Raw genomic sequence first — 26,209 nt, 5'->3', positions numbered from 1 at the left:
ACCAACGACCGCCGCGTGCCCCGAGTGAAGCCGCCGTCCGTGTCAGGACCGTGTCAAGGCGCCACCGCCCGTCAGGCGACGCGGAACACCGCCACCGCGCTGGCCAGCAGGCGAGCCTGCTCCTGCAGGCTGAGCGCCGCGGCCGAGGTCTGCTCCACCAGCGCCGCGTTCTGCTGAGTCATCTGGTCCAGTTGCGCGACCGCCGAGTTGATCTGCCCGACACCGGTGGCCTGCTCTGCGCTGGACGCCATGATCTCGCTCACGATGCCACTCACCCGCTGCGCGTTGTCCACCACGCCGGTGATGGTGCCGCCGGCCTCCTGGACCAGCCGGGTGCCGTCGGCGACCTGGGCGTGCGCACCTTCGATGAGTTGCTTGATTTCCCGTGCGGCCTGCGCGCTGCGCTGAGCCAGGTTGCGCACCTCGCCCGCCACCACCGCGAAGCCCCGGCCCTGCTCGCCCGCGCGCGCCGCCTCCACCGCCGCGTTGAGCGCCAGGATGTTGGTCTGGAAGGCGATGCCGTCGATCACGCCAATGATCTCGCCGATGCGCTGGCTGCCACGCTGGATCTCTCCCATGGTCCGCACCACCTGGCCCACCACCTCTCCACCATGGCGGGCCACCTCGGCGGACTCGCCAGCCAGGTGGCTGGCCTGGCGGGCCGAGTCGCTGGACTGCTGCACGGTGGACGTCACCTGCTCCATGCTCGCGGCGGTCCGCTGCAGGTTGGACGCCGTCTGTTCGGTTCGGGCCGAGAGGTCCTGGGCACCGCGCGCCACCTCGCTGCTGGCGGTGGCGATCTGGTCAGAGGCCTGGCGCACCGAACCCAGCACCTCGCGCAACCGGGCCGCCATGCGGTCCAGGGAGCGCAGCACGCGCTGCGGTTCGCTGTCGCCCTGGGCCTGCAGGTGCAGGGTCATGTCGCCCTGGGCCATCTGCTCCACCGCGCGCAGCGCGTGCTGGCTGCTGTGGACCAGGCCGCGCGTGACCACCAGGCCCAGCCAGACCAGCAGCACCAGGGCGCCCAGGCCCAGGGCCGCCACCCAGACCATGGCGCCGCGCGTGCCCGCGAGCAGTTTCTCGTGGTCCTGCTGTGCGGCGGCGGCCTCGTATCTGAGCAGCGCATCGACAGCCCCCTCCAAGCGAACCAGCAGCGGCCGGCAGAGCTCGATGATCATGTCAGCCGCCTGCTGGCGGTTGCCGCCGGCCGCCACGTCGGTGATGCGCAACGCCACCGGACCGTATTCGGCCTCGGCGGCCACCACCGCGTCCACCAGGGCGCGTTCGCGCGCATCGGCGCTCTCGGTCAGCGACTGCAGCTCTTTCACTGCCGCCTGGGTCGCGGCATGGGCCTGCTGGATGTGGGCCAGCTCCTGCTCGCGCGCGGCCGGATCGCTGGCCAGCGTGAGGTTGCGTGCCGCGACGGCCCGTGCGCTCACGGCCTTGATCAGGTCATTGCCCACGCGCTGACGGGGCATGTTCACGTCGTTGCCCGCGCTCGCGATGCTCGCGCTGCGGACCAGGCCCCAGGCGCCGACGCTGGCGACCGAGACCAGGAAGAAGGCCGCCACGGCCAGCAGGACCGTGAGCTGGCGGCGAATGGGCGTCTGGGACAAACGGTACATGGGGAACCTCCCTGTGCTGTTCGCCCGGTTATCGGCCACCCGCATGGCGGCTTGAGCCCACCGCTTCGCCAACGTGGAAAAGTTGGCACTCATCTTGCATGTGTTCTTGTATCCAAGATGGAATGCATTGATATGGTGCAAGACACACAACCCTCCTCAGAGACCCGGTCCGGCGCAGCCACATGGGCGCCGCAGGCCTGGATCCACCATCCCGCCGAGCCCTTGCCCGGGGCGTCGGCCGGGTCGCTGGCCGGCCTGCGCTTCGCGGTGAAGGACAACATCGACGTGGCGGGCTGGCCCACCACGGCGGCCTGCCCCGCCTTTGCCTACACGCCCGGGGCGCACGCCAGCGTGGTGCGCCGCCTGCTCGATGCTGGTGCGACGCTCACCGGCAAGACCAACCTGGACCAGTTCGCCTGCGGCCTGAGCGGCACGCGCTCACCGTACGGCGCGGTGCCGAATGCGATCCATCCGCTGTACGTATCGGGCGGCTCCAGTTCAGGCTCGGCCTATGTGGTGGCCACGGGCCAGGTGGACTTTGCCCTCGGCACCGACACCGCCGGCTCGGGCCGGGTGCCGGCCGGCTTGAACAACATCGTGGGCCTCAAGCCCTCGCGCGGGCTGCTGAGCGCGCGCGGCGTGGTGCCTGCGGCGCAGGCCGTCGACTGCGTGTCCATCTTCGCGCCCACGGTCGCGCTGGCGGCCCGCGTCCTGGCCGCCGCCATCGCCCACGATCCGCAAGATCCGTACTCGCGCACGCTGCCCATGGCCCGCCAGCCCCTGCGCGCGCGCTTTCGCTTCGGCCTGCCGGCCGAGCCTGAATTCTTCGGTGACGAGGCCGCACGCGCCGCCTTCAGCGACGCCCTTCTGCGCCTGCAGGACCTGGGCGGCGAGGCGGTGCCCCTGGACTTTTCGCCCCTGGCCGCCTGCGCCGACATGCTGTATGGCAGCGCGCTGGTGGCGCAGCGCCACGAAGCCATCCGCACCTTCTTCGACGCGCACGAGGACGACGTGATCGAGCCGGTGCGCAGCATCATCGCCAGCGGGCGCGACTACAGCGCCAGTGATCTGGTGCACGCGCAGACCCGCCTGGCCGCGCTCGCGCAGGAGGCGCAGGCGCTGTGGCACGGCATCGACCTGCTGGTGGTGCCGACCGCGCCCACGCACCACACCATCGCGGCCATGCAGGCCGATCCCGTGGTGCTGAACCGCCAGCTCGGCGCGTACACCAACTTCGTCAACCTGCTGGACTATGCGGCGCTGTCGGTGCCCGCCAGCATGCGCGCCGACGGCCTGCCCTTCGGCATCACGCTCATCGGGCGCTGCGGATCGGACTGGCAACTGGCCGAACTGGGGCAGCGCTTCCACCATGCCACCGGGCTCACCCTCGGCGCCACCGGCCAGCCGCTGCCGGCACCGCAGAACATTCCCGGGCTCGAAGGCAGCGCCGCACCCACGGTGCGGGTCGCGGTGGTGGGTGCGCACCTCTCGGGCATGCCGCTCAACGGCCAGCTCACCGAACGCGGCGCCACGCTCGTGGCCCGCACCCACACGGCGCCGCAGTACCGGCTGTATGCGCTGCCACGGACCACGCCACCCAAGCCGGGCCTGCTGCGCGTGGCGCCCGGCGTCGGTGCGCGCATCGAGGTCGAGGTCTGGGACATGCCGTTGGCCCACTACGGCAGCTTCGTCGCCCTGGTGCCCGGCCCGCTGTCCATCGGCACGCTGCAACTGGCCGACGGCAGCAGCGTGCAGGGCTTCCTGTGCGAGCCCCTGGCGCTGGAGGGCGCCACCGACATCACCCACCACGGCGGCTGGCGCGCCTACGTGAACGACGCCATGGCTCTGCCCTGACCCCGCTTCCCCACCCTTCGTCTTCAACCTGCAGGAGTTCCCCATGACCCATCACCTCCAAGCCCTTTCGCTTCCCACCGTCGATGCGCGCCGCCGCCGCGTGCTGCAGGCCGGTGCTGCTGGCGCCGCGCTCGGCCTGCTGGGCGCCCCCGGCGTGCTGCGCGCGCAAGGCAGCCCCAAGATCCGCGTCGGCTACTGGCCCATCGCCGCCGGCCTGCCGTTCTATTCGGCGGTGGAACTGGGCTACTTCAAGGAGGCCGGCCTGGACGTGGAGCCCTTGAAGTTCGCCGGCGCGCAACAGGTGATGGAGGCCGTACTCTCCGGCCGCGCCGACGCCACCGCCAACGGCACCGGCTCGGCCAACATCGCCATCGGCGAACTGGCCCAGCCCGGCACCTTCAAGATCTTCTGCTCCAACCCCAGCAACGCGAAGAACGTGCTGGACGAAGTCATCGTGCCGGTGGCCAGCCCGGCCAAGGTGATGGCCGACCTCAAGGGCAAGCGCATCGCTTCCGGCCCCGGCATCCAGAACGTGACCTTGGCCAAGACCGTGCTGGAGCGCGGCGGCGCCACCGGCGCCACGGTGGTGGAGCTGCCGATCGGTCAGCACGTGGCCGCGCTCGCGGCCGGCCAGGTCGATGGCGCCTACACGCTGGAGCCCACGGGCACCATCGGCCGCATGAACGGCACCACCAAGGTGCTGGAAGCCGGTGTGATCGCGCGCTACGTGCTGGGCGACCCGATGGCGCCCTGGTTCGGCGGTTCGGCCGCACTGTCTTCGGACTTCATCAAGAAGAACCCGGAGGCGGCGAAGAAATTCATCGCCGCCTACGCCAAGGGCGTCACCTACGTGCGCACCAAGGCCACCGAGGCACGCCAGTACCTCAAGGGCTACACCGCCATCGAAGGCGCGCTGACCGGCGAGGTTCCCCTGGCCGCCTACACCCTCTACAACGAGTTCACGCCGGCCGACGTGGCGCACTTCCAGAAGTTCTTCGACCTGTTCTCGGAGAAGGGCATCTTCAGTTCGCGCCTGGTGGTCGACACCATGCTCTACAAGGGCTGAGCGGCATGAGCGCCAACCCGTCCGGCAGCGCCGGCAAACCCTGGGCACCACCCGCCTCGGTGGACGCCGGCACCGCGCCCCGCAAGAAGGACTGGGGCAAAGCCCTGCCCTTCGTGGGCCCCGCGGTGCTGTTCATCATCTGGGACCTCGCGGTGCGCACCGGCTTCATCAAGGCCATCCTGCTGCCACCGCCGCTGGACGCGCTGGGCGCGCTGCTCGGCGGCCTGGCCGGTGGCCCGCTGCTGGCCGACTTCGCTGTCACCGTCTGGCGCACCGTGCAGGCCTTCCTGATCGCCGCCATCGTCGGCATGCCGCTGGGCGTGCTGCTCGGCAGCAACGAGAAGGCCTACCGCAGCGTGGAGTTCCTGATCGACTTTTTCCGCTCCACACCCTCGTCGGCGCTGATCCCGCTGTTCCTCATGATCTTCGGCGTCTCCGACATCAACAAGGTCGCCATCGCTGCGTTCGGCGCGCTGCTGATCGTGGTGTTCAACAGCGCCTACGGCGTGATCAACGCGCGCAAGCAGCGCGTGATGGCCGCCAAGGTGATGGGCGCCACGCGCTGGCAGGTGTTCAAGGACGTGCTGGTGTGGGAGAGCCTGCAGCCCAGCTTCGTCGGCCTGCGATCGGCCGTGTCCATGGCGCTGGTGATCGTCATCGTGGCCGAGATGTTCATCGGTGCCGACAGCGGCCTGGGCAACCGGATCATCAACTCGCAGCAGGTCATGAACGTGAAGGACATGTACGCGTCCATCCTCGCCGCCGGTGCGCTGGGCTACGCGCTCAACGTGCTGTTCCTCGTCATCGAAAGAAAGATCGTCCACTGGAGCGGAAGATGAACGCTGTTCTGAATGCCACGTCCTTCGACGCCGACGTGCCCGCCCCGGCGTTCCAGCCCGGGCCGGCCGGCACGCACATCACCATCCGGGGCTTGACCAAGCACTTCGCGGGCTGGCCGCTGTACGAGAACTTCGACCTGGACATTCCCAAGCACAAGATCGTCTCCGTGTTCGGCCCCAATGGCTGCGGCAAGAGCACGCTGATCAACATGATCGCGGGCCTGATCCCGATCGACAGCGGCGAGATCCTGTTCGACGGCAAGAGCCTGAAGGACACCAAGATCGGCTACGTGTTCCAGAACTACCGCGAAGCGATGTTCCCGTGGATGCGCACCATCGACAACATCGCCTACCCGCTCAAGCTGGAAGGCCGCAGCAAAGCCGAGGTGGACCGCCGCATGGCCGAACTGGTGGCCTCGTTCGATGTCAAGTTCGACCTCAACCGCTACCCCTACGAACTCTCGGGCGGGCAGCAGCAGACGGCGTCCATCATGCGCGCGCTCGCGCCCAACCCGGAGGTGCTGTTCCTGGACGAACCCTTCTCCGCGCTGGACTTCGAGATGACGCTGTTCATCCGCGAGAAGCTGCAGGAGGTGTTCATGCAGACCGGCACCACCATGATGCTGGTCTCCCACGACCTCGAAGAAGCCGTCTACCTCGCCGACCAGGTGCTGCTGCTGACCAAGCGGCCCACCAAGGTGGCCGAGATCCTGCCCTACGAAGACGCGCGCCCGCGCACCGTGGCCACGCTGTCCGAACCCAGCTTCATCGCGGCCAAGAAGCGCAGCCTGGAGATCTTCCAGCGCGAGGTGCGGCGGTGACACACGGCCTGCCACACACCGTTCGGGGTGAATCACGCCCTTTTCCGGGTGAGTCACTTACCTCGCTGGGGGAGCTATGTCCCGTTCGCACTGAGCCTGTCGAAGTGCTCGCGGGGTCTTCGACAGGCTCAGACCGAACGGGAAGTAGGGACTCATGCCGATTGCCACGCTCATGAACGAAACCCAGACCCTGGCCTACGTGCAGGCCGCCGCCGTGGCCGCAGGCCTGCTGCTGGACGCGGCGCAGGCCGCGCGCGTGGCCACGCACCTGCAGCGCACCGCCGCCATGGCCGCGTTGCTCGAAGCCTTTCCTCTGCGCGATGAGGACGAGATCGCCGAGATCTACCGGCCTGCCCCTTTCCGTCAGGAGGAGCGCTGACATGGCCCTGCCGCCCAGCCTCAGCCAGACCGCGCAGGCGGTGCTCAGCGGCCAGCGCAGCGCCACCGAGGTGCTGGCCGCGTGCATCGACCGCATCGAGGCAACCGAGCCGCGCATCAATGCCTTCACCGGAACGCGCTTCGAGGCCGCACGCGAGCAGGCCGCGCGGCTGGATGCACAGCGCGCGCGCGGCGAGCCGCTGGGCCCGCTGGCCGGCGTTCCGTTCGCCGTCAAGAACCTGTTCGACATCGCCGGCGAGGTGACGCTGGCCGGCTCCAAGGTCAACCGCGCCCACCCGCCGGCCACCGCCGACGCGGTCCTGGTGCAGCGGTTGCAGGCCGCTGGCGCGGTGCTGGTGGGCTCGCTCAACATGGACGAGTACGCCTACGGTTTCACCACCGAGAACACGCACTACGGCCCCTGCCACAACCCGCACCGCCTGGGCCATGTGGCCGGCGGCTCGTCGGGCGGTTCGGGCGCGGCGGTGGCCGCCGGCCAGGTGCCGCTCACGCTGGGGTCCGACACCAATGGCTCCATCCGCGTGCCCTCCTCCTTCTGCGGCGTCTGGGGCCTCAAGCCCACCTTTGGCCGGCTCTCGCGCCGGGGCAGCTACCCCTTCGTCTACAGCATCGACCACCTTGGCCCTTTCGCCGACGACCCGACCGGCCTGGCCCTGGCCTACGACGCGCTGCAAGGCCCGGACCCATTGGACCCAGGCTGCCTGGCCACCACCGTGCAGCCCGTCACCCGCGCCCTGGGGCTGGGCATGCAGGGCCTGCGCGTGGGCGTGCTGGGAGGCTGGTTCGAGGACTTCGCCAGTGCCCCCGCGCGGCTGGCGGTGGCCCAGGCTGCGGCGGCCCTGGGCGCCAGAGGCACCGCGCTCTGGCCCGATGCGGCCGAGGCCCGCGCGGCGGCCTTCATCACCACCGCCAGTGAGGGCGGCGCCCTGCACCTGCAGCGCCTGCGCACGCAGGCGGCGGATTTTGAACCGCTCTCGGTGGACCGCTTCATCGCGGGCGCGCTGCAGCCGGCTGCGTGGTATGTGCGCGCCCAGCGTTTCCGCCGCGTCTACCGCGACAAGGTGAATGCCCTGTTCCGCGACTGGGACGTGCTGATCGCGCCGGCCACGCCGGTGGCGGCACCCGCCATCGGCACCGAGTGGATCGACATCAACGGCCAGCGTTTTCCCTGCCGCCCTTCCATCGGCCTGCTCACGCAACCGATTTCCTTTGCCGGTTGCCCCGTGGTCGCCGCGCCGCTGTGGCCGCAGGGAATGGACGGCCTGCCGATCGGCGTACAGCTGATCGCCGCGCCCTGGCGCGAGGACCTCGCGCTGCGCGCAGGCTGGGCGCTGGAGCGCGCGGGCGTCTCGCATGTGAAGGAGGTGAACCTGTGATGGAGATCAACCTGCCCACCGTGCTGGCCGAGGTGACGGCGGCGTTCGAGCGCTATGAGCGGGCACTTGTCGCCAACGACGTCGCCGTGCTCGACGAACTGTTCTGGGACAGCCCCCACACCCTGCGCTACGGCGCCACCGAGAACCTGTACGGCTACCGCGAGATCCAGGCCTTCCGCGCCGCGCGGCCTTCGGCCGGCCTGGCGCGCACGCTGGGCCGCACGGTCATCACCACCTATGGACGCGATTTCGCCACCGCCAACACCGAGTTCCACCGCGCCGGCAGCGAGCGCACCGGCCGGCAGAGCCAGACCTGGGCGCGCATGCCCGAAGGCTGGCGCGTCGTCTCGGCGCACGTGAGCTGGCTGTCCTGACCCGCCGATCACCACCTGTCCCGCACTCCCACCCCACCCTGTCCTGGAGCTTTCACCATGAACTTCCCACTGCCCAACCGCCGCGACTCCCTCAAGACCCTGGCCGCCCTTGGCGCGGCCGCCAGCAGCCCATTCGCCTTCGCCCAGGCCAAGCCCATCACGGTGGGTGTGATCTACGTTGGCCCGCGCGACGACTACGGCTACAACCAGGCCCACGCCGAGGCTGCAGCACAGCTCAAGAAGATGGCCGGCGTGAAGGTCGTGGAAGAAGAAAACGTGCCCGAGACCGCGGCCGTCCAGCGCAGCATGACCGGCATGATCGCGCAGGACGGCGCCTCGCTGGTGTTCCCGACTTCGTTCGGCTACTTCGACCCGCACATGCTGGCGGTCGCGGCCAAGTACCCGGACGCGCGCTTCGCCCACTGCGGCGGCATGTGGACCGAGGGCAAGCACCCCAAGAACACCGCCAGCTTCTTCGGCTACATCGACGAGTGCCAGTACCTCAACGGCGTGATCGCCGGCCACATGAGCAAGAGCGGCAAGCTCGGCTTCATCGCGGCCAAGCCGATCCCGCAGGTGCTGCGCAACATCAACGCTTTCACCATGGGCGCGCGCTCGGTCAAGCCCGGCATCACCACCAGCGTGATCTTCACGGGCGACTGGTCCATGCCGGTCAAGGAAGCCGAGGCCACCAACAGCCTGGCCGACCAGGGCGTGGACGTGTTCACCATGCACGTGGACGGCCCCAAGGTCATCGTCGAGACCGCCGCCAAGCGCGGCAAGATGGTCTGCGGCTACCACGCCAGCCAGGCCAAGCTCGCACCGCAGGCCTACCTGACCGGCGCCGAATGGAACTGGCTCACCGCCTACACCGCCTTCCTGGAAGCCGCGCGCAGCGGCAAGCCCCACCCCAACTTCGTGCGCGGCGGCCTCAAGGAGGGCTTCGTGAAGCCCTCGGCCTACGGCCCGGCGGTGACCGACGCGGCGAAGAAGCAGGCCGACGGCGTCAAGGCGCAGATGCTGGCCGGCAGCTTCGACATCTTCAAGGGCCCGCTCAAGGACAACAAGGGCGGCACGGTCATCGCGGCCGGCAAGGTGTTCAAGCAGACAGACCTGGAACTGGAGAAGATGAACTACCTGGTGGAAGGCGTGCAAGGCAGCGTGTGATGCCCACCGTTTCGCCAGCTCCCGTTCGGTGTGGGCAAAAAACTCCCGTTCGGCCTGAGCCTGTCGAAGGCCTCGCACGCTCCGCGTGGGGGTGGGCTTCGACAAGCTCAGCCCGAACGGAGGGGGTGGCTCATCCCGTGCGAACCAAGCACAGCACGCCCGAGCAACCCAAGTACAGCACCCCTGTGCGACCCAAGCCCAGCGCTCCCGCGCGTCCGAGACCCAGACTCCCCGTTCGGCCTGAGCCTGTCGAAGGCCTCGCACACTCCGGGTGGGGGTGGGCTTCGACAAGCTCAGCCCGAACGGAGGGGGTGGCTCATTCCGTGCGAACCAAGCACAGCACTCCCGTGCAACACAAGCACAGCGCTCCCGAGCAACCCAAGTACAGCACCCCTGTGCGACCCAAGCCCAGCGCTCCCGTGCGTCCGAGACCCAGACTCCCCGTTCGGCCTGAGCCTGTCGAAGGCCTCGCGCAATGCGGGCGCGGGTGGGTTTCGATGGGCCCCACCCGAACGGAGATGGGGCTGGCCAGCAGGTTCAACTCGACATAGCCATGCGCAACATCCTTCTCCCCATGGGCGCCATCCTCGCGGCCTTGCTGCTGTTCGGGCTCTTCGTCTCGTTCGCGGGCGTGAATCCGGTGGAGGTGTGGGTGCTGCTGTTCAAGGGTGCCTTCGGTGACGCCTTCTCCTGGCAGAACACCCTGCAGCGCGCCGCCCCACTGATGCTGACCGCGCTGTGCGTGGCGATTCCGGCGCGCGCCGGGCTGACCGTGATCGGCGGCGAAGGCGCGCTGGTGCTGGGCGGCCTGGCCTGCGCGGCACTGGCGCACGCGGTGCGGCTGCCGGAGAACGCGTTCGGCACGGTGTTGGTGGGTGTGGCGGGTGCGCTGGCGGGGGCGCTGTGGATCGCGCTGGCCGGCTGGCTGCGCCAGTACCGTGGCATCAACGAGACCATCAGCAGCCTGCTGCTGGCCTACGTGGCCATCGGCCTGTTCAAGCACATCGTGGAGGGCCCGCTGCGCGACCCCGCCAGCCTGAACAAACCGTCCACGCCGGCACTGCCCGATGCGCTGCTGATCGGTGGCATGGCCGGCACCGACGTGCACTGGGGCCTGGTGGTGGGCGTGGTGGCCTGCCTGGCGGCCGGGCTGTGGCTGCGCTTCACGCCCTCGGGCTTCGCGGTGCGCGTGGTCGGCGGCAACCCGCGCGCGGCTCAGCTCGTGGGCCTGCCGGCCACGCGGCTGGTGCTGCTGGCCTGCGCGCTGGGCGGCGCGGCCGCTGGCCTGGCGGGCGCGATCGAGGTGGCCGCCGTGCACACCAGCGCGAACGCGGCGCTCATCGCCGGCTACGGCTACGCGGGCATCCTGGTCTCCTTCATCGCACGGCACCACCCGCTGGCGGTGATTCCGGTGGCCATCCTGTTCGGCGGTTTCGGTGCCGCGGGCAGCCTGCTGCAGCGCCGGCTGGGTCTGCCGGACGCTTCGGTGCTGCTGCTGCAGGGCATCGCCTTCGTGCTGATCCTGGCCAGCGAGACCTTGCGCGAGCGCGACTGGCGGTCCTTCTTCGCTCGCTTTGCCCGCTTCGGCCCATCCGAGCCGGTCCCCCTGGTCATGCCCGCGCCCGAGCGCGCGGGCGAGGAGAAACAAGCATGACCACCGATGCCTGGATCGTCTTCTTCGCCGGCATCGTCGGTGGCGCGCTGCGCGTGGGTGTGCCTTTCCTGTTCGTGAGCCTGGGCGAATGCCTCACCGAAAAGGCCGGCCGCATCAACCTCGGACTGGAAGGCGTTCTGGTGCTCTCGGCCATGACGGCCTTCGGCGCCTCCTACCTCAGCGGCTCACCCTGGATCGGCGTGCTGGCGGGTGCGCTCAGCGGTGCGCTGCTGGCGCTGCTGCACGGCGTGTTGTGCTCCCTGCCACGCGTGAACGACATTGCCACCGGCATCGCGCTGATGCTGCTGGGCATGGGGCTGGCGTTCTACCTTGGCAAACCGCTGATCCAGCCGCAGGCGCCGCAACTGCCCGCGATCCCGCTGGGTTTCTGGAGCGACTCGCCCGCGGTGCGCTCGGCGCTGCAGATCAATGCCATGCTGCCGATCGGCCTGGCACTGGCCGGCCTGATGGCCTGGGCCTTCTCGAACACGCGCGCCGGGCTGCTGGTGCGCATGGCGGGCGATTCGGCCAACGCCACGCGCGCGCTGGGCTACTCGGTCTCGGGCATCCGCATCGCGGCCACGGCCGGCGGCGGCCTCATCGCGGGCCTGGGCGGCGCCTCGCTCACGCTGTTCTACCCGGGGAGCTGGAACGAAGGCATCTCCAGCGGCCAGGGCCTGATCGCCGTCGCCCTGGTGATCTTCGCGCGCTGGAGCCCGCTGCGCTGCACGGGCGCGGCGCTGCTGTTCGGCGGCGCGGGCGCGATCGGCCCGGCCCTGCAGTCGGTCGGCATCGGATGGGGTTACCACCTCTTCAACATCGTGCCCTACGTGCTCACGCTGCTGATCCTGGTGATCACCTGCCGGCCGGGCGTGATCGTGCCGGGCAGCCCCACGGAACTCTCTTCAAATAGATGAAGACACACCCCCCTGCGCCTACATGACCAAGGACTGACATGGAACGCTTCATCGACGCTCACCCTTACGCCTGGCCTTACAACGGCGACCTGCGCCCGGAGAACACGGCACTGATCGTGATCGACATGCAGACCGACTTCTGCGGCGTGGGTGGCTATGTGGACAAGATGGGTTACGACATCTCGCTCACGCGCGCGCCCATCGCGCCGCTCAAGACGCTGATGGCGGCCATGCGGGCCGCCGGCTATCCCATCATCCACACCCGGGAAGGCCATCGGCCCGACCTGTCGGACCTGCCGGCCAACAAGCGCTGGCGGTCGCGGCAGATCGGCACCGGCGGCGTGGGCATCGGCGACGACGGTCCGTGTGGCCGCATCCTGGTGCGCGGCGAGCCGGGCTGGGAAATCATTCCCGAACTGGCACCCTGGCCTGGCGAGGTCGTCATCGACAAGCCTGGCAAGGGCTCGTTCTACGCCACCGACCTGGAGCTGCTGCTGCGCACGCGCGGCATACAGAACCTCATGCTCACCGGCATCACCACCGACGTGTGCGTGCACACCACGATGCGCGACGCGAACGACCGGGGCTTCGAGTGCCTGCTGCTGTCGGACTGCACCGCCGCCACCGACCGCGGCAACCACGAGGCGGCGCTGAAGATGATCACCATGCAGGGCGGTGTGTTCGGTGCGCACGCCGCCTCACCGGCGGTTCTGGAGGCCCTGGCATGAGCGATGACAACCCCATCGGCGGCCTGCCGCCGGCCTCCGGCGCGCTGGCGCTGGACACGTACGACATGAGCATGCGCTTCGGCAGCTTCACGGCGCTGGACCGCGTGAGCCTGAAGGTCGCGCCAGGCACGGTGCATGCGCTGCTGGGCGAGAACGGTGCCGGCAAGAGCACGCTGGTCAAGTGCGTGGCGGGCTTCCAGCGGCCCAGCGCGGGCAGCATCCTGATCGACGGGCGCGAGCAGAGCATCCCCAACCCGGTGGTGGCGCGCGGCCTGGGCATTGGCATGGTCTACCAGCACTTCACGCTGGCGCCGGGCATGACGGTGGCCGAGAACCTGTTGCTGGCCGGCGGCAAGGCGCCCGCCCTGATCGACTGGAAACGCCAGCGCGCCGAGCTGGCGGCTTTCCTGGAGACCACGCCGTTCCGCCTGGACCTGGACGCGCGGCCCCAGGCGCTGGCCGCGGGCGAGAAACAGAAGCTCGAACTGCTCAAGCAGCTCTACCTGAAGCCGCGCCTGCTGATCCTGGACGAGCCGACCTCGGTGCTCACGCCGCAGGAAGCCGACGAGGTGTTGGGCCATGTGCGGCAGTTCGCGCGCAGCGGGCTGTGCACGGTGCTCATCATCACGCACAAGTTCCGCGAGGTCATGACCTACGCCGACGACGTGACCGTGCTGCGCCGGGGCCGGGCGGTGCACCACTGCCACGTGGCCGACACCAGCCCGGCGCTGCTGGCCCAGGCGATGGTGGGCGCGTCGGACACCACGGCTGAGCCACGTGCCACGCCGGCGGCGCCCATGGCCGCTGCCGGCGTGGCGCCAGGCGCGGTGGCGCTGGACGTGAAGGGTCTGGATGTGATGGGCGACCGGGGCACGCTGGCGGTGCGCGGGCTCAGCCTGAAGGTGGCCGCCGGTGAAATCCTGGGCGTGGCCGGCGTCTCCGGCAACGGCCAGCGTGAGCTGGTCGAGGCGCTGGTGGGCCAGCGCCCGCGCGCGGCCGGCCAGGTGCATGTCCAGGGTCAGCCCTATGCGGCGCGGCGCGAGGAGAACCACCGCCTCCAGGTGCGCAGCCTGCCCGAGGAACCGCTGCGCAACGCCTGCGTGGGCGAGCTGTCGGTGGCGCAGAACATGGCGCTGCGCGACTTCGACCGCGCCCCGCTGTGCGTGGGCGGTCTGCTGCGCTTTGGCCGCTGGCGCAACCGGGCGCGCGAGTGGATCGCCGCCTACGGCATCAAGACCCAGGGCGAGGATGCGCCCATTCGCAGCCTCTCCGGCGGCAACGTGCAGCGCGCGGTGCTGGCGCGCGAATTGCATGGCCAGATTCATGTGCTGATCGCGGCCAACCCGGTGTTCGGCCTGGACTTCGCGGCGGTGGCCGACATCCACGGCCGCCTGCGCGGCGTGCGGGAGGCCGGCGGCGCGGTGCTGCTGATCAGCGAGGACCTGGACGAACTGCTGGAACTGGCCGACCGCATCGTGGTGATGAGCGAAGGTCGCGCCGTCTTTGAAACCCCGGCCGCCCAGGCCGAACGCCACGTACTCGGCGCCCACATGGGCGGCGGACACCACTGAACATGCACATCGACGCCCAACCTTTCCCGTACAGCTTTGACGTGGCCCGCACCGCGCTGGTCATCATTGACATGCAGCGCGACTTCATCGAACCCGGCGGCTTCGGCGAGACGCTGGGCAACGACGTGGCACTGCTGGAGGCCATCGTGCCGGCCTGCAAGGCCGTGCTGTCGGCCTGGCGCCGCGCGGGCGGCCTGGTGGTGCACACACGCGAAGCGCACGCACCGGACCTCTCCGACTGTCCGCCAGCCAAGCGCCTGCGCGGCAACCCGACGCTGCGCATCGGCGATGCCGGGCCCATGGGCCGCATCCTGGTGACGGGGGAGCCGGGCAACCAGATCATCCCGGCACTGGCGCCCGTGGACGGTGAGATCGTGCTGGACAAGCCGGGCAAAGGGGCTTTTCATGCCACGCCCCTGCACGCACTGCTCCAGGGCGCTGGCATCACCCACCTGCTGTTCATGGGCGTGACCACCGAGGTCTGCGTGCAGACCAGCATGCGCGAGGCCAACGACCGGGGCTACGACTGCCTGCTGCTGGAAGACTGTACCGAGAGCTATTTCCCCCATTTCAAGGCCGCCGCGCTGGAGATGATCCGTGCGCAGGGTGCCATCGTCGGCTGGACCGCGCCGAGCGCGCCACTGCTGGCGGCGCTGCAGGCCTGATGCCACCGACGACGATGCGATAGAGTTTCCCCGTGCACAAGACGTCCCCCCGCCGACCTGCCAGCAGCGAAACGCTGGCCACCGCCCACCGCTCTCGCGCCAACGAGGTGTACGAGCAACTCAAGCGCGACATCGCCGACTTCCGGCTGGTGCCCGGCGACCGCTTCACCGAACACGAGCTCTGCGCGCGGCTGGAGGTCTCGCGCACGCCGGTGCGCCAGGCCCTGTTCCGCCTGCAGCAGGAGGGCCTGGTCGAGGTGATGTTCCGCAGCGGCTGGCGCGTGCTGCCGTTCGACTTCGACAAGTTCGACCAGCTCTACGACCTGCGCATGGTGCTGGAGACCACGGCTGTGCAGCGCCTGTGCCAGCAGGACGTGGGCACGGCGGAAACGCTGCTGCAGGAACTCAAGGACCGCTGGCTGGTTCCGGTGGCCGAGCGCAGCAACGACCCCACCCAGGTGGCGGCCTGGGACGAGGCCTTTCACGAGACGCTGGTGCGCGCGGCCGGCAACGCGGAGCTGGCGCGCGTGCACCACGAGGTCACCGAGCGCATCCGCATCATCCGCCGGCTGGACTTCCTCAAGCAGATGCGCATCGACGCCACCTACGAAGAACACGCCAAGATCCTGCGCGCCATCCTCGCGCGCAAGGCCGACCGCGCCGACCTGCTGCTGCGCTCGCACATCCAGGCCAGCCAGGTCGAGGTGCGCAAGATCACGCTGCACCAGGTCTACCTGGCGCAACAGGTGGCGCCGCCGGCCTGAGTGGAGCCCCCTCAGACCGGACCCGCCACGGTGAGCGTGCGAAAACCGAGGTGGTGCATGCATTCCCGCAGGATCAGCACGTAGGCGGTGAACGCGCCCCCCACCGGCAGGCTGGACGAGGCCGCCGGGCGCCCCAGCGAGATGGCCGCGAGCTCGTTGAAGGCACGCTCCACATCGTCGATCGGCAGCGTCTGCGCGCCCTCTCCGTTGCCCAGGCCGGCCCAGGCCAGCAGCGCGTGCGCCTCGCGGTCCGCGCTGTGCAGGTCGGCACCCGCGGGCAACCGGCGAAGCAGCGGCATCACCTGGTCCTCGACGTCGGCGATCGCGCTCTCCAGTGCCGGCGCCGAAGGCGGGTCCTGCCGCCACGGCATGGCCCCCGGCCGCAGCGTGCCGATGGCCAGCACGAACGGCGCCTCACCGGGCAACGACAGGCGCGTCTCGCGCTCGCCAATGTGCAGGAGGACGGTCACGCCATCCTCAGGCGGTCTCCAGCGCGGCCACCGGCTCCAGCGCGATGGCCTCGCCAAAGACGTAGGACTCCATGGACAGCACGCCATGCACGACGCCGCCCGGCAGCACCGTGGCCGGCAGCGCGGCGGGCGCGGCACCCAGGGCCACCAGCAACGGCAGGAAGTGCTCGGCGGTGGGGTGGGCGCGCTGCGCATGGGGCGCACGCTCCAGCGTGTGCACCAGACGCGCCACGTCGCCTGTCTGCACGGCTTCGCGCACCCATTCGGTAAAGGCCACGGCATAACCCGCTTCGCCGGCGTGGTGCTCGCGGAACTCGTAGAGGTTGTGCGTGAGGCTGCCCGAGCCAACGATGAGCACGCCTTCGGCCGCCAGCGGCGCGAGCGCGCGGCCGAAGTCGAACGCGGCCTGCGCCTGCAGACGCGCCGGCAGGGACACCTGGAAGGCTGGCACGTCGGCCTGCGGGAACAGGTGCATCAGCGGCACCCAGGCGCCATGGTCCAGGCCGCGCTGCGCATCGGCACGCGCGTTCCAGCCTTCGGCCTGCAACAGGGCCAGGGCACGCCCGGCCAGCGCCGGCTCGCCGGGCGCGGGGTAGGCCAGGTCGTAGAGCGCGGGCGCGAAGCCCCCAAAGTCGTGGATGGTGGCCGGCCGGGGCGAGGTGGCCACGGCCGCCTGGTGCGTCATCCAGTGCGGCGAGACCACCAGCACCGCGCGCGGGCGCGGCAGGGCCCGCCCCAGCGCCCCGAGTTGGGCGCCGGCCAGGCCGGGCTCCAGCGCGTAGCTGGGTGCGCCGTGGGAAACAAAGAGGCTGGGCAGCGTGTTCATGGTCGAGGTCCTTTCAGCACACCGCCGCAGAGGGAACAGCCCACCCCGCACGGTGCATGGAGGCACTGTATATGTCCCGATATCAAAGATAAACTCCGATATTCTTCATGAACTGTTCCAAAAATCAGAACAAATGGACCGTTTCCAGGAAATGAGCGTGTTCTCCGCGGTGGTCGATGCCGGCAGCTTCGTCGGCGCGGCCGATGCGCTGGCGCTCTCCCGCCCGGTGGTCTCGCGCCTGGTGGCCGATCTGGAGACGCGCCTGGGCGTGAGGCTGCTGCACCGGACGACGCGCCGCCTCTCGCTGACCGCCGAGGGCGAGGTGTTCCACGCGCGCTGCAAGGAACTGCTGGCCGGCGTGGCCGAGGCCGAAGCCGAGATCACCTCGCGCAGCGGCGAGGCCACCGGGTTGCTCAAGGTGAGTGCACCCGTGAGTTTCGGCCTGCTGCGCCTGGCGCCTCTGTGGCCGGGCTTCCTGGCCCGCCATCCGCGTGTGAAGCTCGACGTGGTGCTCTCCGACCGCATGGTCGACCTGGTGGAGGAAGGCTTCGACCTCGCGGTGCGCATCGCGCGCCTGCCGGCGTCCTCCCTGGTGAGCCGGCAGTTGGCCACCACGCGCATGGTGGTCTGTGCCTCGCCCGCCTACCTGCGCCGCCACGGCCGGCCGCGCGAGCCGGCCGACCTGGCGCGGCACAGTGTGGTGGCCTACAGCCTGCTCTCCATGGGCGACACCTGGTCTTTCGAAGGGCCAGGGGGACCGGCCTCGGTGAAGGTGGAGCCACGCCTGCGCACCAACAGCGGCGACACCTGCCGCGCGGCGGCGCTGCGCCACGCGGGTGTGATCATGCAGCCCGCCTTTCTGGTGGAGGACGATCTGCGCGCGGGCACGCTGGTGGCGCTGCTGCCGGACTACCGCTGTCCCGAACTGGGCATCCACGCGGTGTACCCGAGCCGCAAGCATGTGTCACCCAAGGTCCGCCTGCTGATCGACCATCTGGAGCGTTCCCTGCGCCAGCCGGTGAACTGACACGGCCCTGCCGGGTCCATCTGTCAGAATTTCCCGATGCCCCCTGTGATGCCCATTTCGCTCATTGCCCGCGTCCTGCTGTTCCTGGTGCTCGCCGCCGGGGTCTACTTCTTCCGCGGTTTCGTCGTCCCGGTACTGGCCGCGCTCATCGTGGGCTTTGCGAGCTGGCCGCTCTACCAGCGTCTGGTGGCGCGCTGCAATGGCAGCACCACGCTGGCCGCCAGCCTGGCCCTGGTGGTGGTGATGGGGGTCCTCGTGGTGCCGCTCATACTGGCCTTGCACTACGCGCTGCAGGAAGCCTCCATCCTGGTGAACTGGTTGCTCGACGCCAACCGCCACGGCGCCCCGGTGCCGCCCTGGATCGAGGCGCTGCCGCTGGTGGGCGCGCAACTGGCGGTCTACTGGCGCGACCACCTGGGCGAACCCGGCGCACTGGGCGAGTGGATACAGATCCTCAGCGGACAGCACATCGGCAACATCTACCGCTGGGTCCTGGCCGCCACCGGCAACGTCTTCAACCTCGCCCTGACCGGGCTGTTCATCCTCATCACGCTGTTCTTCGTCTACAAGGACGGCAGCCGCATCGCGGGGCAGATCGACGTCGTCGGCGAGCGCGTGCTGCACCAGCGCTGGCAGCGCTTCTCGCGCGTGGTGCCGGCCACCGTGAGCGCCACCGTGATCGGCATGGGCCTGATCGCGGTGGGCGAAGGCGTGGTGCTGGGCGTGGCCTACTGGGTCGCAGGGGTGCCCTCGCCCGTGCTGCTGGGCGTGGTCACCGGGTTCATGGCGCTGATCCCAGGCGGCGCACCGCTGTCCTTTACCCTGGTGTCGCTCTACCTGGTGGGCTCCGGCCACGCCGCCGCGGGCGTGGCCCTGTTCATCTGGGGTTCGGTAGAACTGTTCATCGTCGACAAGACCCTGCGCCCGCGCCTGGTGGGCGGACCGGTCAAGCTGCCCTTTCTGCCCACCTTCTTCGGCCTGGTCGGTGGCGTCAAGACCATGGGCTTCGTCGGCCTGTTCGTGGGGCCCGTGCTGATGGCCTTGCTGGTGGCCATCTGGCGGGAGTGGCTGCACAGCATCGAAGCCCGGCCGCCCTCCACGACCTGACCCTGTTTTTCCAGGTGCGAATGGGGTGAACAGGCCCTAGATGCCCAACTGCGCGGCCACCGCCCGCGCCTGCGGGCCGATGGAGCGCAGCAGCCCCCCGGGCTGGCGCACATCGAAGCCGACGAAGAACACGCCCGACAGCGCGCCCTCGCCGACCACGCCGGGCGGCATGCCGCGTTCGTCCAGCGGCAGCGGCGTGCGGGGAAACAGTTCGCGCAGCGCGGCCTCGTAGCCGGTGGCCAGCAGCAGGGTGTCGAAGGGGTGTTCGCTGCCATCGACGAAGCGCACGCCACCGGCCGTGAGCGCCTGGATGCCGGGGTAAACCTGTATCTCGCCACGCTGGATGCGCCGCACGGTGCCGACATCGATCACCGGCGTGCGCCCGGATTCGCGCAGTTGCTGCAGCGGTGACTGCGTGGGTGTCTGCAGGCCGTAGCGGCTGAGATCGCCCACCGTGATGTTGCGCAACAGGGTGGCCAGCGCGTCGCCCCAGGCCGTGGGCAACCGGCTCAGCGCGATGCTGGAAAGCTGCGTGGGCCGGCCCAGCACATCCCGGTGCACGATGTTGACCGGGGAGCGCACCGACAGTGCCGTGCGGACGCCTTGCTCCGCCAGGTCCAGCGCGATTTCCGCGCCGGTGTTGCCCATGCCCACCACCAGCACGCGCTGGCCGCGGAACGGCCCCGCGTTGCGGTAGACCCGGCTGTGCAGGATGCGTCCGCCAAAATCTTCCTGCCCTGGCAATGCAGGCATGCGCGGGCGCCGGTTGGCGCCGGTGGCCACCACCACATGGCGCGCCAGGATGCGTGTGCCGTCGGCCAGCCGGGCGGTCCAGCGCGCCGCGGAGCCTGGGGCCGAGGGTTCGATGGCCAGCACCTCACGGCCCAGTTCGGGGCGGATGCCGTGGTGCCGCGCATAGGCCACCAGATAGTCCACCACGCCCTGGCGCGGCACGTAGCGCGGCGCGCTGTCGGGAAACGGCATGCCGGGCAGCGCCGAGTGCGTCTTGACGGTGTGCAGGTGCAGGCGCTCGTAGTGGTGTCGCCAGGACGCGGCGATCTCCAGCGCGCGGTCGATCACGCGGACCTCCAGGCCCAGTGGAACGAGGCTGGCGGCGGTGGCCAGTCCGGCCGGCCCCGCGCCGATGACCAGGACATCCAGGGGAATGAGAGGCTCGGAGGCGGCGTTCATGCGGACCTTGTTTTCAACCAGTGTGGCGGGCGCCTCCCCACGCCACCATGGGGGTTTCACCGAAGGTACGCGACCGGCGATTCAGGTCATGCTGCGCAATGCATTGGCGCGCTCCAGCAGAAACGCCTTCTCGCGTTCATTGCCTGCCAGGCTCGCCGCACGCTCGAACTCGGCCCGGGCCTCCGCATGCCGGCCCAGCCTCTGCAACAGGTCCCCGCGCACGCTGGGCAGCCAGTGGTACTGGCGCAGGGCCTTGTGTTCGCGCAGCGCGTCCACCAGCACCAGGGCAGCGGCCGGTCCCGCATCCATGGACACCGCCACCGCGCGGTTGAGTTCCACCACCGGCGAGGGCATGACGCGGACCAGTTCTCCGTACAAGGCCGCGATGCGAGACCAGTCGGTGTCCTGCGCTCGCAGGGCGCGCGCATGGCAGGCGGCGATGGCGGCCTGCAGGTGGTAGGGGCCGGGCACATCGGTGAGCAGGTTGGCCCGTTCCAGCGCCTCCAGGCCGCGCCGGATGAGCAGCACGTCCCAGCGGCTGCGGTCCTGCTCGGCCAGCAGCACCGGGCGGCCCTGGGCGTTGGTGCGGGCGGCCGTGCGCGAGGCCTGGATTTCCATCAGCGCCAGCAGGCCTTGCACCTCGGGTTCGCGTGGCGCGATGCCCGCCAGCATGCGGCCCAGCCGCAGCGCTTCGTCGCACAGCGCGGGGCGCATCCAGTCGCCGCCGGTGGTTGCGGTATAGCCTTCGTTGAACACCAGGTAGACCACCTCCAGCACCGAGGCCAGGCGCTCGGCCAGGGCGTCACCGCGCGGGACCTCGAAAGGCACGCCGGCGTCGCCCAGCGTGCGCTTGGCGCGCACGATGCGCTGGGCCACCGTGGCTTCGGGCACCAGGTAGGCGCGCGCAATCTCATGGGTGGTGAGGCCGCCCAGCAGCTTGAGCGTGAGCGCCACGCGCGCGTCGGTGGAGAGCACCGGATGGCAGGCGGTGAAAATCAGGCGCAGCAGGTCGTCGCCGATGTCGTCCTGGCGGGCCTCGTCGAGCGCGTCGACGAAGTCGGGCACGTGGGTCGCACCCAGTGCCTCCATGTCGGCCGCGATGTCCTCGTGCCGCGCCTGGGCCATGTCCCGGTGGCGGATGTGGTCCAGCGCGCGGCGCTTCGCGGTGGTCATGAGCCAGGCACCGGGGTTGTCGGGCATGCCTTCGGTCGGCCAGTGTTCCAGCGCGGCCACCAGCGCGTCCTGAGCGAGTTCCTCGGCCACGCCGATGTCTCGCACCATGCGGGCCACGGCCGCGGTGACGCTCGCGGATTCAAGGCGCCACACCGTGGCGATGCTGTGGTGGACACTGGAGTGCATGCGCCGGAATCTACCGCGGCGCGCTCACATCTGGGCGGGGGCTGCCGCCATGTCCATCCAGAACACCTCCCACTGATGGCCGTCGAGGTCGGCAAAGCCGTGCTGGTACATGAAGCCGTGGTCCACGGGGGCATTGGGCGTGGTGCCGCCCGCCCCCACCGCCCTGGCCACGACCTCGTCCACCTCGGCCCGGCTGTCGCAGGACAGTGCGATCAGCACCTCGGTGGCCTTCTTCGCGTCCGAGATGGGCAGCTTGGTGAAGCCCTGGAAGAAGGGCTCGATCAACAGCATGGCGTAGAAGTTCGGACCGATCTCCAGGCAGGCCCCTTGCTCATTCGTGAACTGCGGGTTGAACTTCAGGCCCAGGGCCTTGAAGAAAGCCTGCGAGCGGGCCATGTCGTGGATGGGCAGGTTGACGAAGATTTCTCTGAACATGGTGGTTCTCCCGTAGGGGTTCAGGCTGCGCTTTCGCACAGGGACTTGAGCGCGTCGAGCGCACGCGGCCAGGTACTGGCCATCATTTCCTCGTAGCCGCCGAACACATCGGCGGCGACCTTCAGGCGGGTGCCACCGGCCTCGTCGGTGAAGGTGTAGTTCTCGTAGCAGGGAGCCCAGGCGCGCACGGCCTCGCTGGTGGTGTCCTCCCGGCCCTTCTCGATGAGGCCCAGGTGGCGGATGGACACGAACTCGGCGGGCCGGTGCTCGGCGATCTCCGACACCATGCCCTGGCCGTCCGGCCCCAGGAAACGGATCTTCTCGCCCTGCTGCCAGGACCCCTCGTAGCGCGAACCTTCGCAGAAGACGCGCGTCCACCGCTCATAGGTGGGGGACTGCAGCATGACGGCCCACACGCGCTCGCGTGGTGCCTGGATGTGGATCTCGAAATGTTGGGTCTGCATGCCAGGCTCCTGATTCAGTTCTGCCGGTTGCGGGCATCGAGCCGCTTGAAATCCTCCAGCGGCTCGCCAGGAGGGAAATCGTCCAGTTCATAGAGCTGGCGAAGTTCGATCACGGCCTCCTTGCCGCGACCAGCGGGGTTGGGAAAGCGCCGGCTCCACTCCATCGCTTCTTCGCGCGTGCGCACCTGGATCACGGTGTAGCCGGCCACCAGTTCCTTGGCCTCGGCGAACGGGCCGTCGACGATGCGCTTGCTGCCGTCGGCGGCGTAGTGCACGCGCCAGCCCTTGCGGCTGGGCTGCAGGCCCGAGCCGTCCAGCAGCACGCCGGCGCGCGCCAGTTCCTCGTGGTAGCGCACCATCTCGGTCATCAGTTCCTGGTCGTCCGAGGTCGGTCCGGTCTCGGCCTCGAACGCGTCGCAGGATTTGACAAGGATCATGAATCGCATGGGGGTCCTCCGGGTGGTTGTTCAGAAACACATCAAGGCATGGCCTTGGGATGGAGCATGGCGTGGCGGTTGCCTTCGGTGTCGACGAAGGCCACATAGTCACCCACACCGGGAATCGCCATCGGTTCACCCAGCACCCGCCCACCGGCATCGCGCACGCGGGTCATCGCCGCCTGGATGTCTTCCACGCCGATCACCACCGAGGGATGCTGCATGGGCCAGTCGGGCTTGAAGGGGAACATGCCACCGCCGATGGCCCCCGCTGGTGCGCCGGGTTTGGCATCGGTCAGCGCTGTGGTGAGCAGCACGTAGGCGCCCATTTCCTCGCCCAGCAGCTCGCAGCGCCAGCCAAAGGCCTGGGTGTAGAAGCGCGAGGCGCGGTGCGCATCGCGATAGGGCATCTCAAAGTGCACGACCGGATTCATCATGAAAGGCTCCTGGGGTTGCTGGGTGGGCGAAAAAGGGTCAGGCCGGTTCAAAGGCGCGCTCCAGGGCGGCGATGTCCAGCTTGCCCATGGTCCTGAGCGCCTCGGTCACACGCTGGCGGCGCGCCGCGTCCGGGTGCTGCAGCATCGCCATGACCTGCTCCGGCACGATCTGCCAGGACAGGCCATAGCGGTCCTGCAGCCAGCCGCAGCGCTCCTGGTCCGGCACGGCGGACAAGGCCTGCCAGTAGTGGTCCACCTCGGCCTGGGTTCGGCAACGCACCACCAGGGACGTGGCCGGAGAAAAGGCCATGGGCATGCCGCCGTTGAGGGCGGTGTGGGGCTGGCCATCGAGCTCGAAGTCGACCGTGAGCACCGTGCCCTCGGGCAGGTGGTTGCCGGGACCGTAGCGGGTGATGGCGCCGATGCGCGAGTTCGGAAACACCGACACGTAGAAGCGGGCGGCTTCCTCGGCGTGGCGGTCGAACCAGAGGCAGGTCTGAATGCGGCTGGTCATCGTGATCTCCTGTTGATGGGGTTTCAACCGGTACGACGAACCAGGTCGGCGCTTTTCGACAAGGCCCGAAAAAATACAGCGGCGCCAGGGCCTGTTCACCCACTCACACCTGGAAAAACAGTGTGAACAAGCCCTGCGAAACGCATCACTCGTAACAGGGCGCTACCGCCCGAACCTCCACCGTCGCCCATTCCGCGGCGGGGCATTCCCGGGCGATCGCCACCGCCTCTTCCATGCTGTCGCATTTCAGGAGGAAGAAGCCGCCCACCATTTCCTTGGCCTCCGCGAATGGGCCGTCCACCACCTGGGCCTTGGCCCCACCCCCCTGCACGCGCACGGCACGGTCCTGGGACGCCAGAGACTCCACAGCCAGCAGCTTGCCGCGCGCCTGCAGGGATTCCCCAAAGCGCTGCATGCGCGCGTACACCTCGCGCCCTTGCGCCTCCGTGCGCGTGGCGCGCTGGCCGGTGGGTTCGATGATCAGAAGCATGTGGGACATGGGCATTCTTTCGTCTTACGAAGGTTCGACATGCTAACGCTTGACCCGCCGGAGCAAACGCCCACAATGCCTTGCATGAGCACCAGCACCACCTCTTTCGAAGCCTTCCGCCTGCAGGCCCTGATGGAAGGCTACGACGAGGCGCTGGAGCGCGACTGGGCGCCGCTCACCCTGGTGGACATGCACAGCCATCCCTTCGACGCCAAGGCCATCGTCACCCGGGGCGAGATGTGGCTCACCGTGGGCGACCTGACGCGGCAGCTGCGTCCGGGCGACACCTTCGAGATCGAACGCAACGTGCTCCACGCCGAACGCTACGGGACGCAAGGGGCCACCTACTGGGTGGCGCGGCGCGCAGGCGGCTGAGCGGCTGTCCCGCGCTCAGGCCGCCAACGCGGGTTCCAGCCAGACATACAAGCCCATGACCGGCTGGCGCTGGTCTTCGCGCAGCGGTGCCTGCCATTGCTGGCGCACCTGAAAGCCATGGGCCTGGGCGAGATGCGCCACATAGGCGGGGGTGTGGGCGTAGCGCAGGCTGGGCCGCAACTGCAGGCCCGGCTCACCGCTGGCGAGTTCGACCGAGAAGGCCAATGCGCCACCGGGCCGCAGGCATGAGCGAACGGCGGCGAACACCTCGTCGAGCGCACCCACGTAGATGAACACGTCGGCGGCGATCACCAGGTCCACCGGCTCGGCCTGTTCGCGCAGAAAGCCCAGCAGGTCCCCATGCACCACGCGTCGGTAGGCGCCGCCCTGGCGGGCCCGTGCAACCATGGCCTCGGCCAGGTCCACGCCGTCCACGGCATCGGCGCGGTCGCGGATGATCTGTCCGCACAGGCCGGTGCCGCAGCCCAGGTCCAGCACGAGGGGGAAGTGGCGGCCCGATTCGCGCAGGGGCGCCAGCAGGGTGCGGTGGGCCTGGTAGTTGAGCTGTTCGACCAGGTGGGTCTGGAAATCGCCGGCGTATTCGTTGAACAGGCTCTCCACGTAAGCGCGTGGCGGCTGCGGCGGCACACCCTCGTCAATGCCTCCGGCGCCCGATGCACGAACCGAGGCGAGGTAGAAACGGTTGAGATCGGCATCGGCGCCATGCGTCAGTGCCTGCTCGAAACAGCGCGCCGCCTCGTCGAAGCGACCCGCGTCGCGCAGCAGGCCGCCGCGCTGGCTCCAGGCTTCGCCCAGTGTGGGATCGAGCGCCAGCGCCTGGTCCAGCGAAGCCAGCGCCGGCGCTGGCTGTTCCAGGTGCAGTTGGCACAGCGCCAGGGACAGCCAGAGCTGTGGCGTGCCGGCGCCCAGGTGCAGGCCCTCGCGAAGGGCGTCCACCGCCGCCTGCCAATGCCCCAGCGCCTCATGCGAAAGCCCCAGCGCCACCCAGGCGTCTCGGTGCGCCGGGTCCGCCACCGTGGCCGGCGCGAGGTGCGCGACGGCCTCGTCCCACAGACCCATGCGGCACTCGGTCACCCCCAGGTTGGCCAGCACCGAGGGCCGGCCGGGCACCAGCGCGAGGGCTTGCTGGTAGCTGTGGCGCGCCTCGGCCAGGCGCCCCGCTTCAAAGTGCGTGTTGCCGTCGAAGAAATGGCCGCGGGCGCGTTCGAGGGTGTCGGTGTCGGTCATGGCCCCGCA

At 69.5% G+C, this 26,209-nt stretch carries 29 protein-coding genes; 17 read left to right on the top strand and 12 right to left on the bottom strand.

The window, feature by feature from the left end; all coding sequences use genetic code 11:
- Positions 1-71: 71 nt before the first annotated feature.
- On the bottom strand, positions 72-1,625 hold the full coding sequence (locus KIT53_RS04375) for a methyl-accepting chemotaxis protein (protein ID WP_297748234.1): 1,554 nt from the start codon (positions 1,623-1,625) through the stop codon (positions 72-74).
- A 132-nt stretch (positions 1,626-1,757) separates the two neighbouring features.
- On the opposite strand from KIT53_RS04375, the gene atzF reads away from it, so the two are divergent.
- The 14 genes from atzF (at position 1,758) to KIT53_RS04305 (ending at position 15,820) form a co-directional block, all read left to right on the top strand.
- Positions 1,758-3,479 (top strand): allophanate hydrolase, encoded by a 1,722-nt coding sequence (atzF, locus tag KIT53_RS04370; RefSeq protein ID WP_297748232.1) that lies wholly within the window; start codon positions 1,758-1,760, stop codon positions 3,477-3,479.
- A 43-nt stretch (positions 3,480-3,522) separates the two neighbouring features.
- Positions 3,523-4,545 carry an ABC transporter substrate-binding protein gene (locus KIT53_RS04365; protein ID WP_297748230.1) on the top strand — a complete coding sequence of 341 codons (1,023 nt, stop codon included), beginning with the start codon at positions 3,523-3,525 and terminating at the stop codon, positions 4,543-4,545.
- A 5-nt stretch (positions 4,546-4,550) separates the two neighbouring features.
- Positions 4,551-5,384, top strand: coding sequence for an ABC transporter permease (locus KIT53_RS04360; protein WP_297748227.1), 834 nt, complete (start codon positions 4,551-4,553; stop codon positions 5,382-5,384).
- On the top strand, positions 5,381-6,205 hold the full coding sequence (locus tag KIT53_RS04355) for an ABC transporter ATP-binding protein (protein ID WP_297748223.1): 825 nt from the start codon (positions 5,381-5,383) through the stop codon (positions 6,203-6,205). Before KIT53_RS04360 ends, KIT53_RS04355 begins: the two co-directional genes overlap by 4 nt.
- A gap of 172 nt (positions 6,206-6,377) precedes the next feature.
- Entirely contained in the window at positions 6,378-6,584 is a 207-nt protein-coding gene (locus tag KIT53_RS04350) for an AtzG-like protein (protein ID WP_297748220.1), read from the top strand.
- A gap of 1 nt (position 6,585) precedes the next feature.
- Positions 6,586-7,980: an AtzE family amidohydrolase gene (locus KIT53_RS04345; protein ID WP_297748217.1), complete on the top strand. Its 1,395-nt coding sequence runs from the start codon at positions 6,586-6,588 to the stop codon at positions 7,978-7,980.
- Complete coding sequence (gene hpxZ / locus KIT53_RS04340) at positions 7,980-8,354, top strand: oxalurate catabolism protein HpxZ (RefSeq protein WP_297748214.1); 375 nt, start codon at positions 7,980-7,982, stop codon at positions 8,352-8,354. Before KIT53_RS04345 ends, hpxZ begins: the two co-directional genes overlap by 1 nt.
- 57 nt (positions 8,355-8,411) lie before the next feature.
- Positions 8,412-9,521 (top strand): BMP family ABC transporter substrate-binding protein, encoded by a 1,110-nt coding sequence (locus KIT53_RS04335; RefSeq protein WP_297748211.1) that lies wholly within the window; start codon positions 8,412-8,414, stop codon positions 9,519-9,521.
- Positions 9,522-10,074: 553 nt separating this feature from the next.
- The gene (locus KIT53_RS04330) at positions 10,075-11,175 is read left to right on the top strand and encodes an ABC transporter permease (RefSeq protein ID WP_297748208.1); all 1,101 of its coding nucleotides are present in this window, start codon (positions 10,075-10,077) and stop codon (positions 11,173-11,175) included.
- Positions 11,172-12,092 (top strand): ABC transporter permease, encoded by a 921-nt coding sequence (locus KIT53_RS04325; RefSeq protein ID WP_297748205.1) that lies wholly within the window; start codon positions 11,172-11,174, stop codon positions 12,090-12,092. The genes KIT53_RS04330 and KIT53_RS04325 overlap by 4 nt, the downstream gene beginning before the upstream one ends.
- Positions 12,093-12,130: 38 nt before the next feature.
- Positions 12,131-12,820 carry an isochorismatase family cysteine hydrolase gene (locus tag KIT53_RS04320; RefSeq protein WP_297748202.1) on the top strand — a complete coding sequence of 230 codons (690 nt, stop codon included), beginning with the start codon at positions 12,131-12,133 and terminating at the stop codon, positions 12,818-12,820.
- On the top strand, positions 12,817-14,391 hold the full coding sequence (locus KIT53_RS04315; RefSeq protein WP_297748199.1) for an ABC transporter ATP-binding protein: 1,575 nt from the start codon (positions 12,817-12,819) through the stop codon (positions 14,389-14,391). Before KIT53_RS04320 ends, KIT53_RS04315 begins: the two co-directional genes overlap by 4 nt.
- A gap of 2 nt (positions 14,392-14,393) precedes the next feature.
- Positions 14,394-15,056, top strand: coding sequence for an isochorismatase family cysteine hydrolase (locus KIT53_RS04310; RefSeq protein WP_297748196.1), 663 nt, complete (start codon positions 14,394-14,396; stop codon positions 15,054-15,056).
- Positions 15,057-15,088: 32 nt separating this feature from the next.
- Positions 15,089-15,820: a GntR family transcriptional regulator gene (locus KIT53_RS04305; RefSeq protein WP_297748193.1), complete on the top strand. Its 732-nt coding sequence runs from the start codon at positions 15,089-15,091 to the stop codon at positions 15,818-15,820.
- An 11-nt stretch (positions 15,821-15,831) separates the two neighbouring features.
- On the opposite strand, the gene KIT53_RS04300 is transcribed toward KIT53_RS04305, so the two are convergent.
- Complete coding sequence (locus KIT53_RS04300) at positions 15,832-16,290, bottom strand: hypothetical protein (RefSeq protein WP_297748190.1); 459 nt, start codon at positions 16,288-16,290, stop codon at positions 15,832-15,834.
- Between the two features lie 7 nt (positions 16,291-16,297).
- Positions 16,298-17,116, bottom strand: a complete 819-nt coding sequence (locus KIT53_RS04295) for a class III extradiol ring-cleavage dioxygenase (protein WP_297748188.1) — start codon at positions 17,114-17,116, stop codon at positions 16,298-16,300.
- 133 nt (positions 17,117-17,249) lie between these two features.
- Here KIT53_RS04295 and KIT53_RS04290 point away from each other — a divergent pair, with 133 nt between their 5' ends.
- Positions 17,250-18,143: a LysR family transcriptional regulator gene (locus tag KIT53_RS04290; RefSeq protein WP_297748185.1), complete on the top strand. Its 894-nt coding sequence runs from the start codon at positions 17,250-17,252 to the stop codon at positions 18,141-18,143.
- A gap of 36 nt (positions 18,144-18,179) precedes the next feature.
- Positions 18,180-19,250 carry an AI-2E family transporter gene (locus KIT53_RS04285; RefSeq protein WP_297748181.1) on the top strand — a complete coding sequence of 357 codons (1,071 nt, stop codon included), beginning with the start codon at positions 18,180-18,182 and terminating at the stop codon, positions 19,248-19,250.
- 36 nt (positions 19,251-19,286) lie between these two features.
- Here the strand turns inward: KIT53_RS04285 and KIT53_RS04280 are convergent, their stop codons facing one another.
- From KIT53_RS04280 to KIT53_RS04245, 8 genes are all read right to left on the bottom strand, one after another.
- Positions 19,287-20,441 (bottom strand): NAD(P)/FAD-dependent oxidoreductase, encoded by a 1,155-nt coding sequence (locus KIT53_RS04280; RefSeq protein WP_297748178.1) that lies wholly within the window; start codon positions 20,439-20,441, stop codon positions 19,287-19,289.
- A gap of 81 nt (positions 20,442-20,522) precedes the next feature.
- Entirely contained in the window at positions 20,523-21,800 is a 1,278-nt protein-coding gene (locus tag KIT53_RS04275; protein ID WP_297748175.1) for an RNA polymerase sigma factor, read from the bottom strand.
- A 24-nt stretch (positions 21,801-21,824) separates the two neighbouring features.
- A complete protein-coding gene (locus tag KIT53_RS04270; protein WP_297748172.1) occupies positions 21,825-22,235 on the bottom strand; it encodes a VOC family protein in 411 nt (136 codons plus the stop codon).
- A 20-nt stretch (positions 22,236-22,255) separates the two neighbouring features.
- Positions 22,256-22,699 (bottom strand): SRPBCC domain-containing protein, encoded by a 444-nt coding sequence (locus KIT53_RS04265; RefSeq protein WP_297748169.1) that lies wholly within the window; start codon positions 22,697-22,699, stop codon positions 22,256-22,258.
- 14 nt (positions 22,700-22,713) lie between these two features.
- Positions 22,714-23,145, bottom strand: coding sequence for a YciI family protein (locus KIT53_RS04260; RefSeq protein ID WP_297748166.1), 432 nt, complete (start codon positions 23,143-23,145; stop codon positions 22,714-22,716).
- Between the two features lie 32 nt (positions 23,146-23,177).
- Positions 23,178-23,573, bottom strand: coding sequence for a VOC family protein (locus KIT53_RS04255; protein WP_297748163.1), 396 nt, complete (start codon positions 23,571-23,573; stop codon positions 23,178-23,180).
- 37 nt (positions 23,574-23,610) lie between these two features.
- Positions 23,611-24,093, bottom strand: a complete 483-nt coding sequence (locus KIT53_RS04250; RefSeq protein WP_297748946.1) for a VOC family protein — start codon at positions 24,091-24,093, stop codon at positions 23,611-23,613.
- Between the two features lie 139 nt (positions 24,094-24,232).
- On the bottom strand, positions 24,233-24,586 hold the full coding sequence (locus KIT53_RS04245) for a YciI family protein (protein WP_297748160.1): 354 nt from the start codon (positions 24,584-24,586) through the stop codon (positions 24,233-24,235).
- A 75-nt stretch (positions 24,587-24,661) separates the two neighbouring features.
- Between KIT53_RS04245 and KIT53_RS04240 the strand changes: the two genes are divergently transcribed.
- On the top strand, positions 24,662-24,952 hold the full coding sequence (locus KIT53_RS04240; protein WP_297748157.1) for an AraC family transcriptional regulator: 291 nt from the start codon (positions 24,662-24,664) through the stop codon (positions 24,950-24,952).
- 15 nt (positions 24,953-24,967) lie between these two features.
- On the opposite strand, the gene KIT53_RS04235 is transcribed toward KIT53_RS04240, so the two are convergent.
- Entirely contained in the window at positions 24,968-26,200 is a 1,233-nt protein-coding gene (locus KIT53_RS04235; RefSeq protein WP_297748154.1) for a tetratricopeptide repeat protein, read from the bottom strand.
- Between the last annotated feature and the right edge of the window lie 9 nt (positions 26,201-26,209).

Source organism: Hydrogenophaga sp., assembly GCF_026125785.1.
GTDB lineage: Bacteria > Pseudomonadota > Gammaproteobacteria > Burkholderiales > Burkholderiaceae_C > Hydrogenophaga.
The sequence above is the reverse complement of the archived record's forward strand: the minus strand, read 5'-3'. Positions and strand labels throughout refer to the sequence as shown.

Excerpts from the sequence above, each read along its gene's own strand:
- KIT53_RS04375 (WP_297748234.1), bottom strand. The coding sequence starts at position 1,625 with ATGTACCGTTTGTCCCAGACGCCCATTCGCCGCCAGCTCACGGTCCTG.
- atzF (WP_297748232.1), top strand. The coding sequence starts at position 1,758 with ATGGTGCAAGACACACAACCCTCCTCAGAGACCCGGTCCGGCGCAGCC.
- KIT53_RS04365 (WP_297748230.1), top strand. The coding sequence starts at position 3,523 with ATGACCCATCACCTCCAAGCCCTTTCGCTTCCCACCGTCGATGCGCGC.
- KIT53_RS04360 (WP_297748227.1), top strand. The coding sequence starts at position 4,551 with ATGAGCGCCAACCCGTCCGGCAGCGCCGGCAAACCCTGGGCACCACCC.
- KIT53_RS04355 (WP_297748223.1), top strand. The coding sequence starts at position 5,381 with ATGAACGCTGTTCTGAATGCCACGTCCTTCGACGCCGACGTGCCCGCC.
- KIT53_RS04350 (WP_297748220.1), top strand. The coding sequence starts at position 6,378 with ATGAACGAAACCCAGACCCTGGCCTACGTGCAGGCCGCCGCCGTGGCC.
- KIT53_RS04345 (WP_297748217.1), top strand. The coding sequence starts at position 6,586 with ATGGCCCTGCCGCCCAGCCTCAGCCAGACCGCGCAGGCGGTGCTCAGC.
- hpxZ (WP_297748214.1), top strand. The coding sequence starts at position 7,980 with ATGGAGATCAACCTGCCCACCGTGCTGGCCGAGGTGACGGCGGCGTTC.
- KIT53_RS04335 (WP_297748211.1), top strand. The coding sequence starts at position 8,412 with ATGAACTTCCCACTGCCCAACCGCCGCGACTCCCTCAAGACCCTGGCC.
- KIT53_RS04330 (WP_297748208.1), top strand. The coding sequence starts at position 10,075 with ATGCGCAACATCCTTCTCCCCATGGGCGCCATCCTCGCGGCCTTGCTG.
- KIT53_RS04325 (WP_297748205.1), top strand. The coding sequence starts at position 11,172 with ATGACCACCGATGCCTGGATCGTCTTCTTCGCCGGCATCGTCGGTGGC.
- KIT53_RS04320 (WP_297748202.1), top strand. The coding sequence starts at position 12,131 with ATGGAACGCTTCATCGACGCTCACCCTTACGCCTGGCCTTACAACGGC.
- KIT53_RS04315 (WP_297748199.1), top strand. The coding sequence starts at position 12,817 with ATGAGCGATGACAACCCCATCGGCGGCCTGCCGCCGGCCTCCGGCGCG.
- KIT53_RS04310 (WP_297748196.1), top strand. The coding sequence starts at position 14,394 with ATGCACATCGACGCCCAACCTTTCCCGTACAGCTTTGACGTGGCCCGC.
- KIT53_RS04295 (WP_297748188.1), bottom strand. The coding sequence starts at position 17,116 with ATGAACACGCTGCCCAGCCTCTTTGTTTCCCACGGCGCACCCAGCTAC.
- KIT53_RS04290 (WP_297748185.1), top strand. The coding sequence starts at position 17,250 with ATGGACCGTTTCCAGGAAATGAGCGTGTTCTCCGCGGTGGTCGATGCC.
- KIT53_RS04285 (WP_297748181.1), top strand. The coding sequence starts at position 18,180 with ATGCCCCCTGTGATGCCCATTTCGCTCATTGCCCGCGTCCTGCTGTTC.
- KIT53_RS04280 (WP_297748178.1), bottom strand. The coding sequence starts at position 20,441 with ATGAACGCCGCCTCCGAGCCTCTCATTCCCCTGGATGTCCTGGTCATC.
- KIT53_RS04275 (WP_297748175.1), bottom strand. The coding sequence starts at position 21,800 with ATGCACTCCAGTGTCCACCACAGCATCGCCACGGTGTGGCGCCTTGAA.
- KIT53_RS04270 (WP_297748172.1), bottom strand. The coding sequence starts at position 22,235 with ATGTTCAGAGAAATCTTCGTCAACCTGCCCATCCACGACATGGCCCGC.
- KIT53_RS04265 (WP_297748169.1), bottom strand. The coding sequence starts at position 22,699 with ATGCAGACCCAACATTTCGAGATCCACATCCAGGCACCACGCGAGCGC.
- KIT53_RS04260 (WP_297748166.1), bottom strand. The coding sequence starts at position 23,145 with ATGCGATTCATGATCCTTGTCAAATCCTGCGACGCGTTCGAGGCCGAG.
- KIT53_RS04255 (WP_297748163.1), bottom strand. The coding sequence starts at position 23,573 with ATGATGAATCCGGTCGTGCACTTTGAGATGCCCTATCGCGATGCGCAC.
- KIT53_RS04245 (WP_297748160.1), bottom strand. The coding sequence starts at position 24,586 with ATGTCCCACATGCTTCTGATCATCGAACCCACCGGCCAGCGCGCCACG.
- KIT53_RS04240 (WP_297748157.1), top strand. The coding sequence starts at position 24,662 with ATGAGCACCAGCACCACCTCTTTCGAAGCCTTCCGCCTGCAGGCCCTG.
- KIT53_RS04235 (WP_297748154.1), bottom strand. The coding sequence starts at position 26,200 with ATGACCGACACCGACACCCTCGAACGCGCCCGCGGCCATTTCTTCGAC.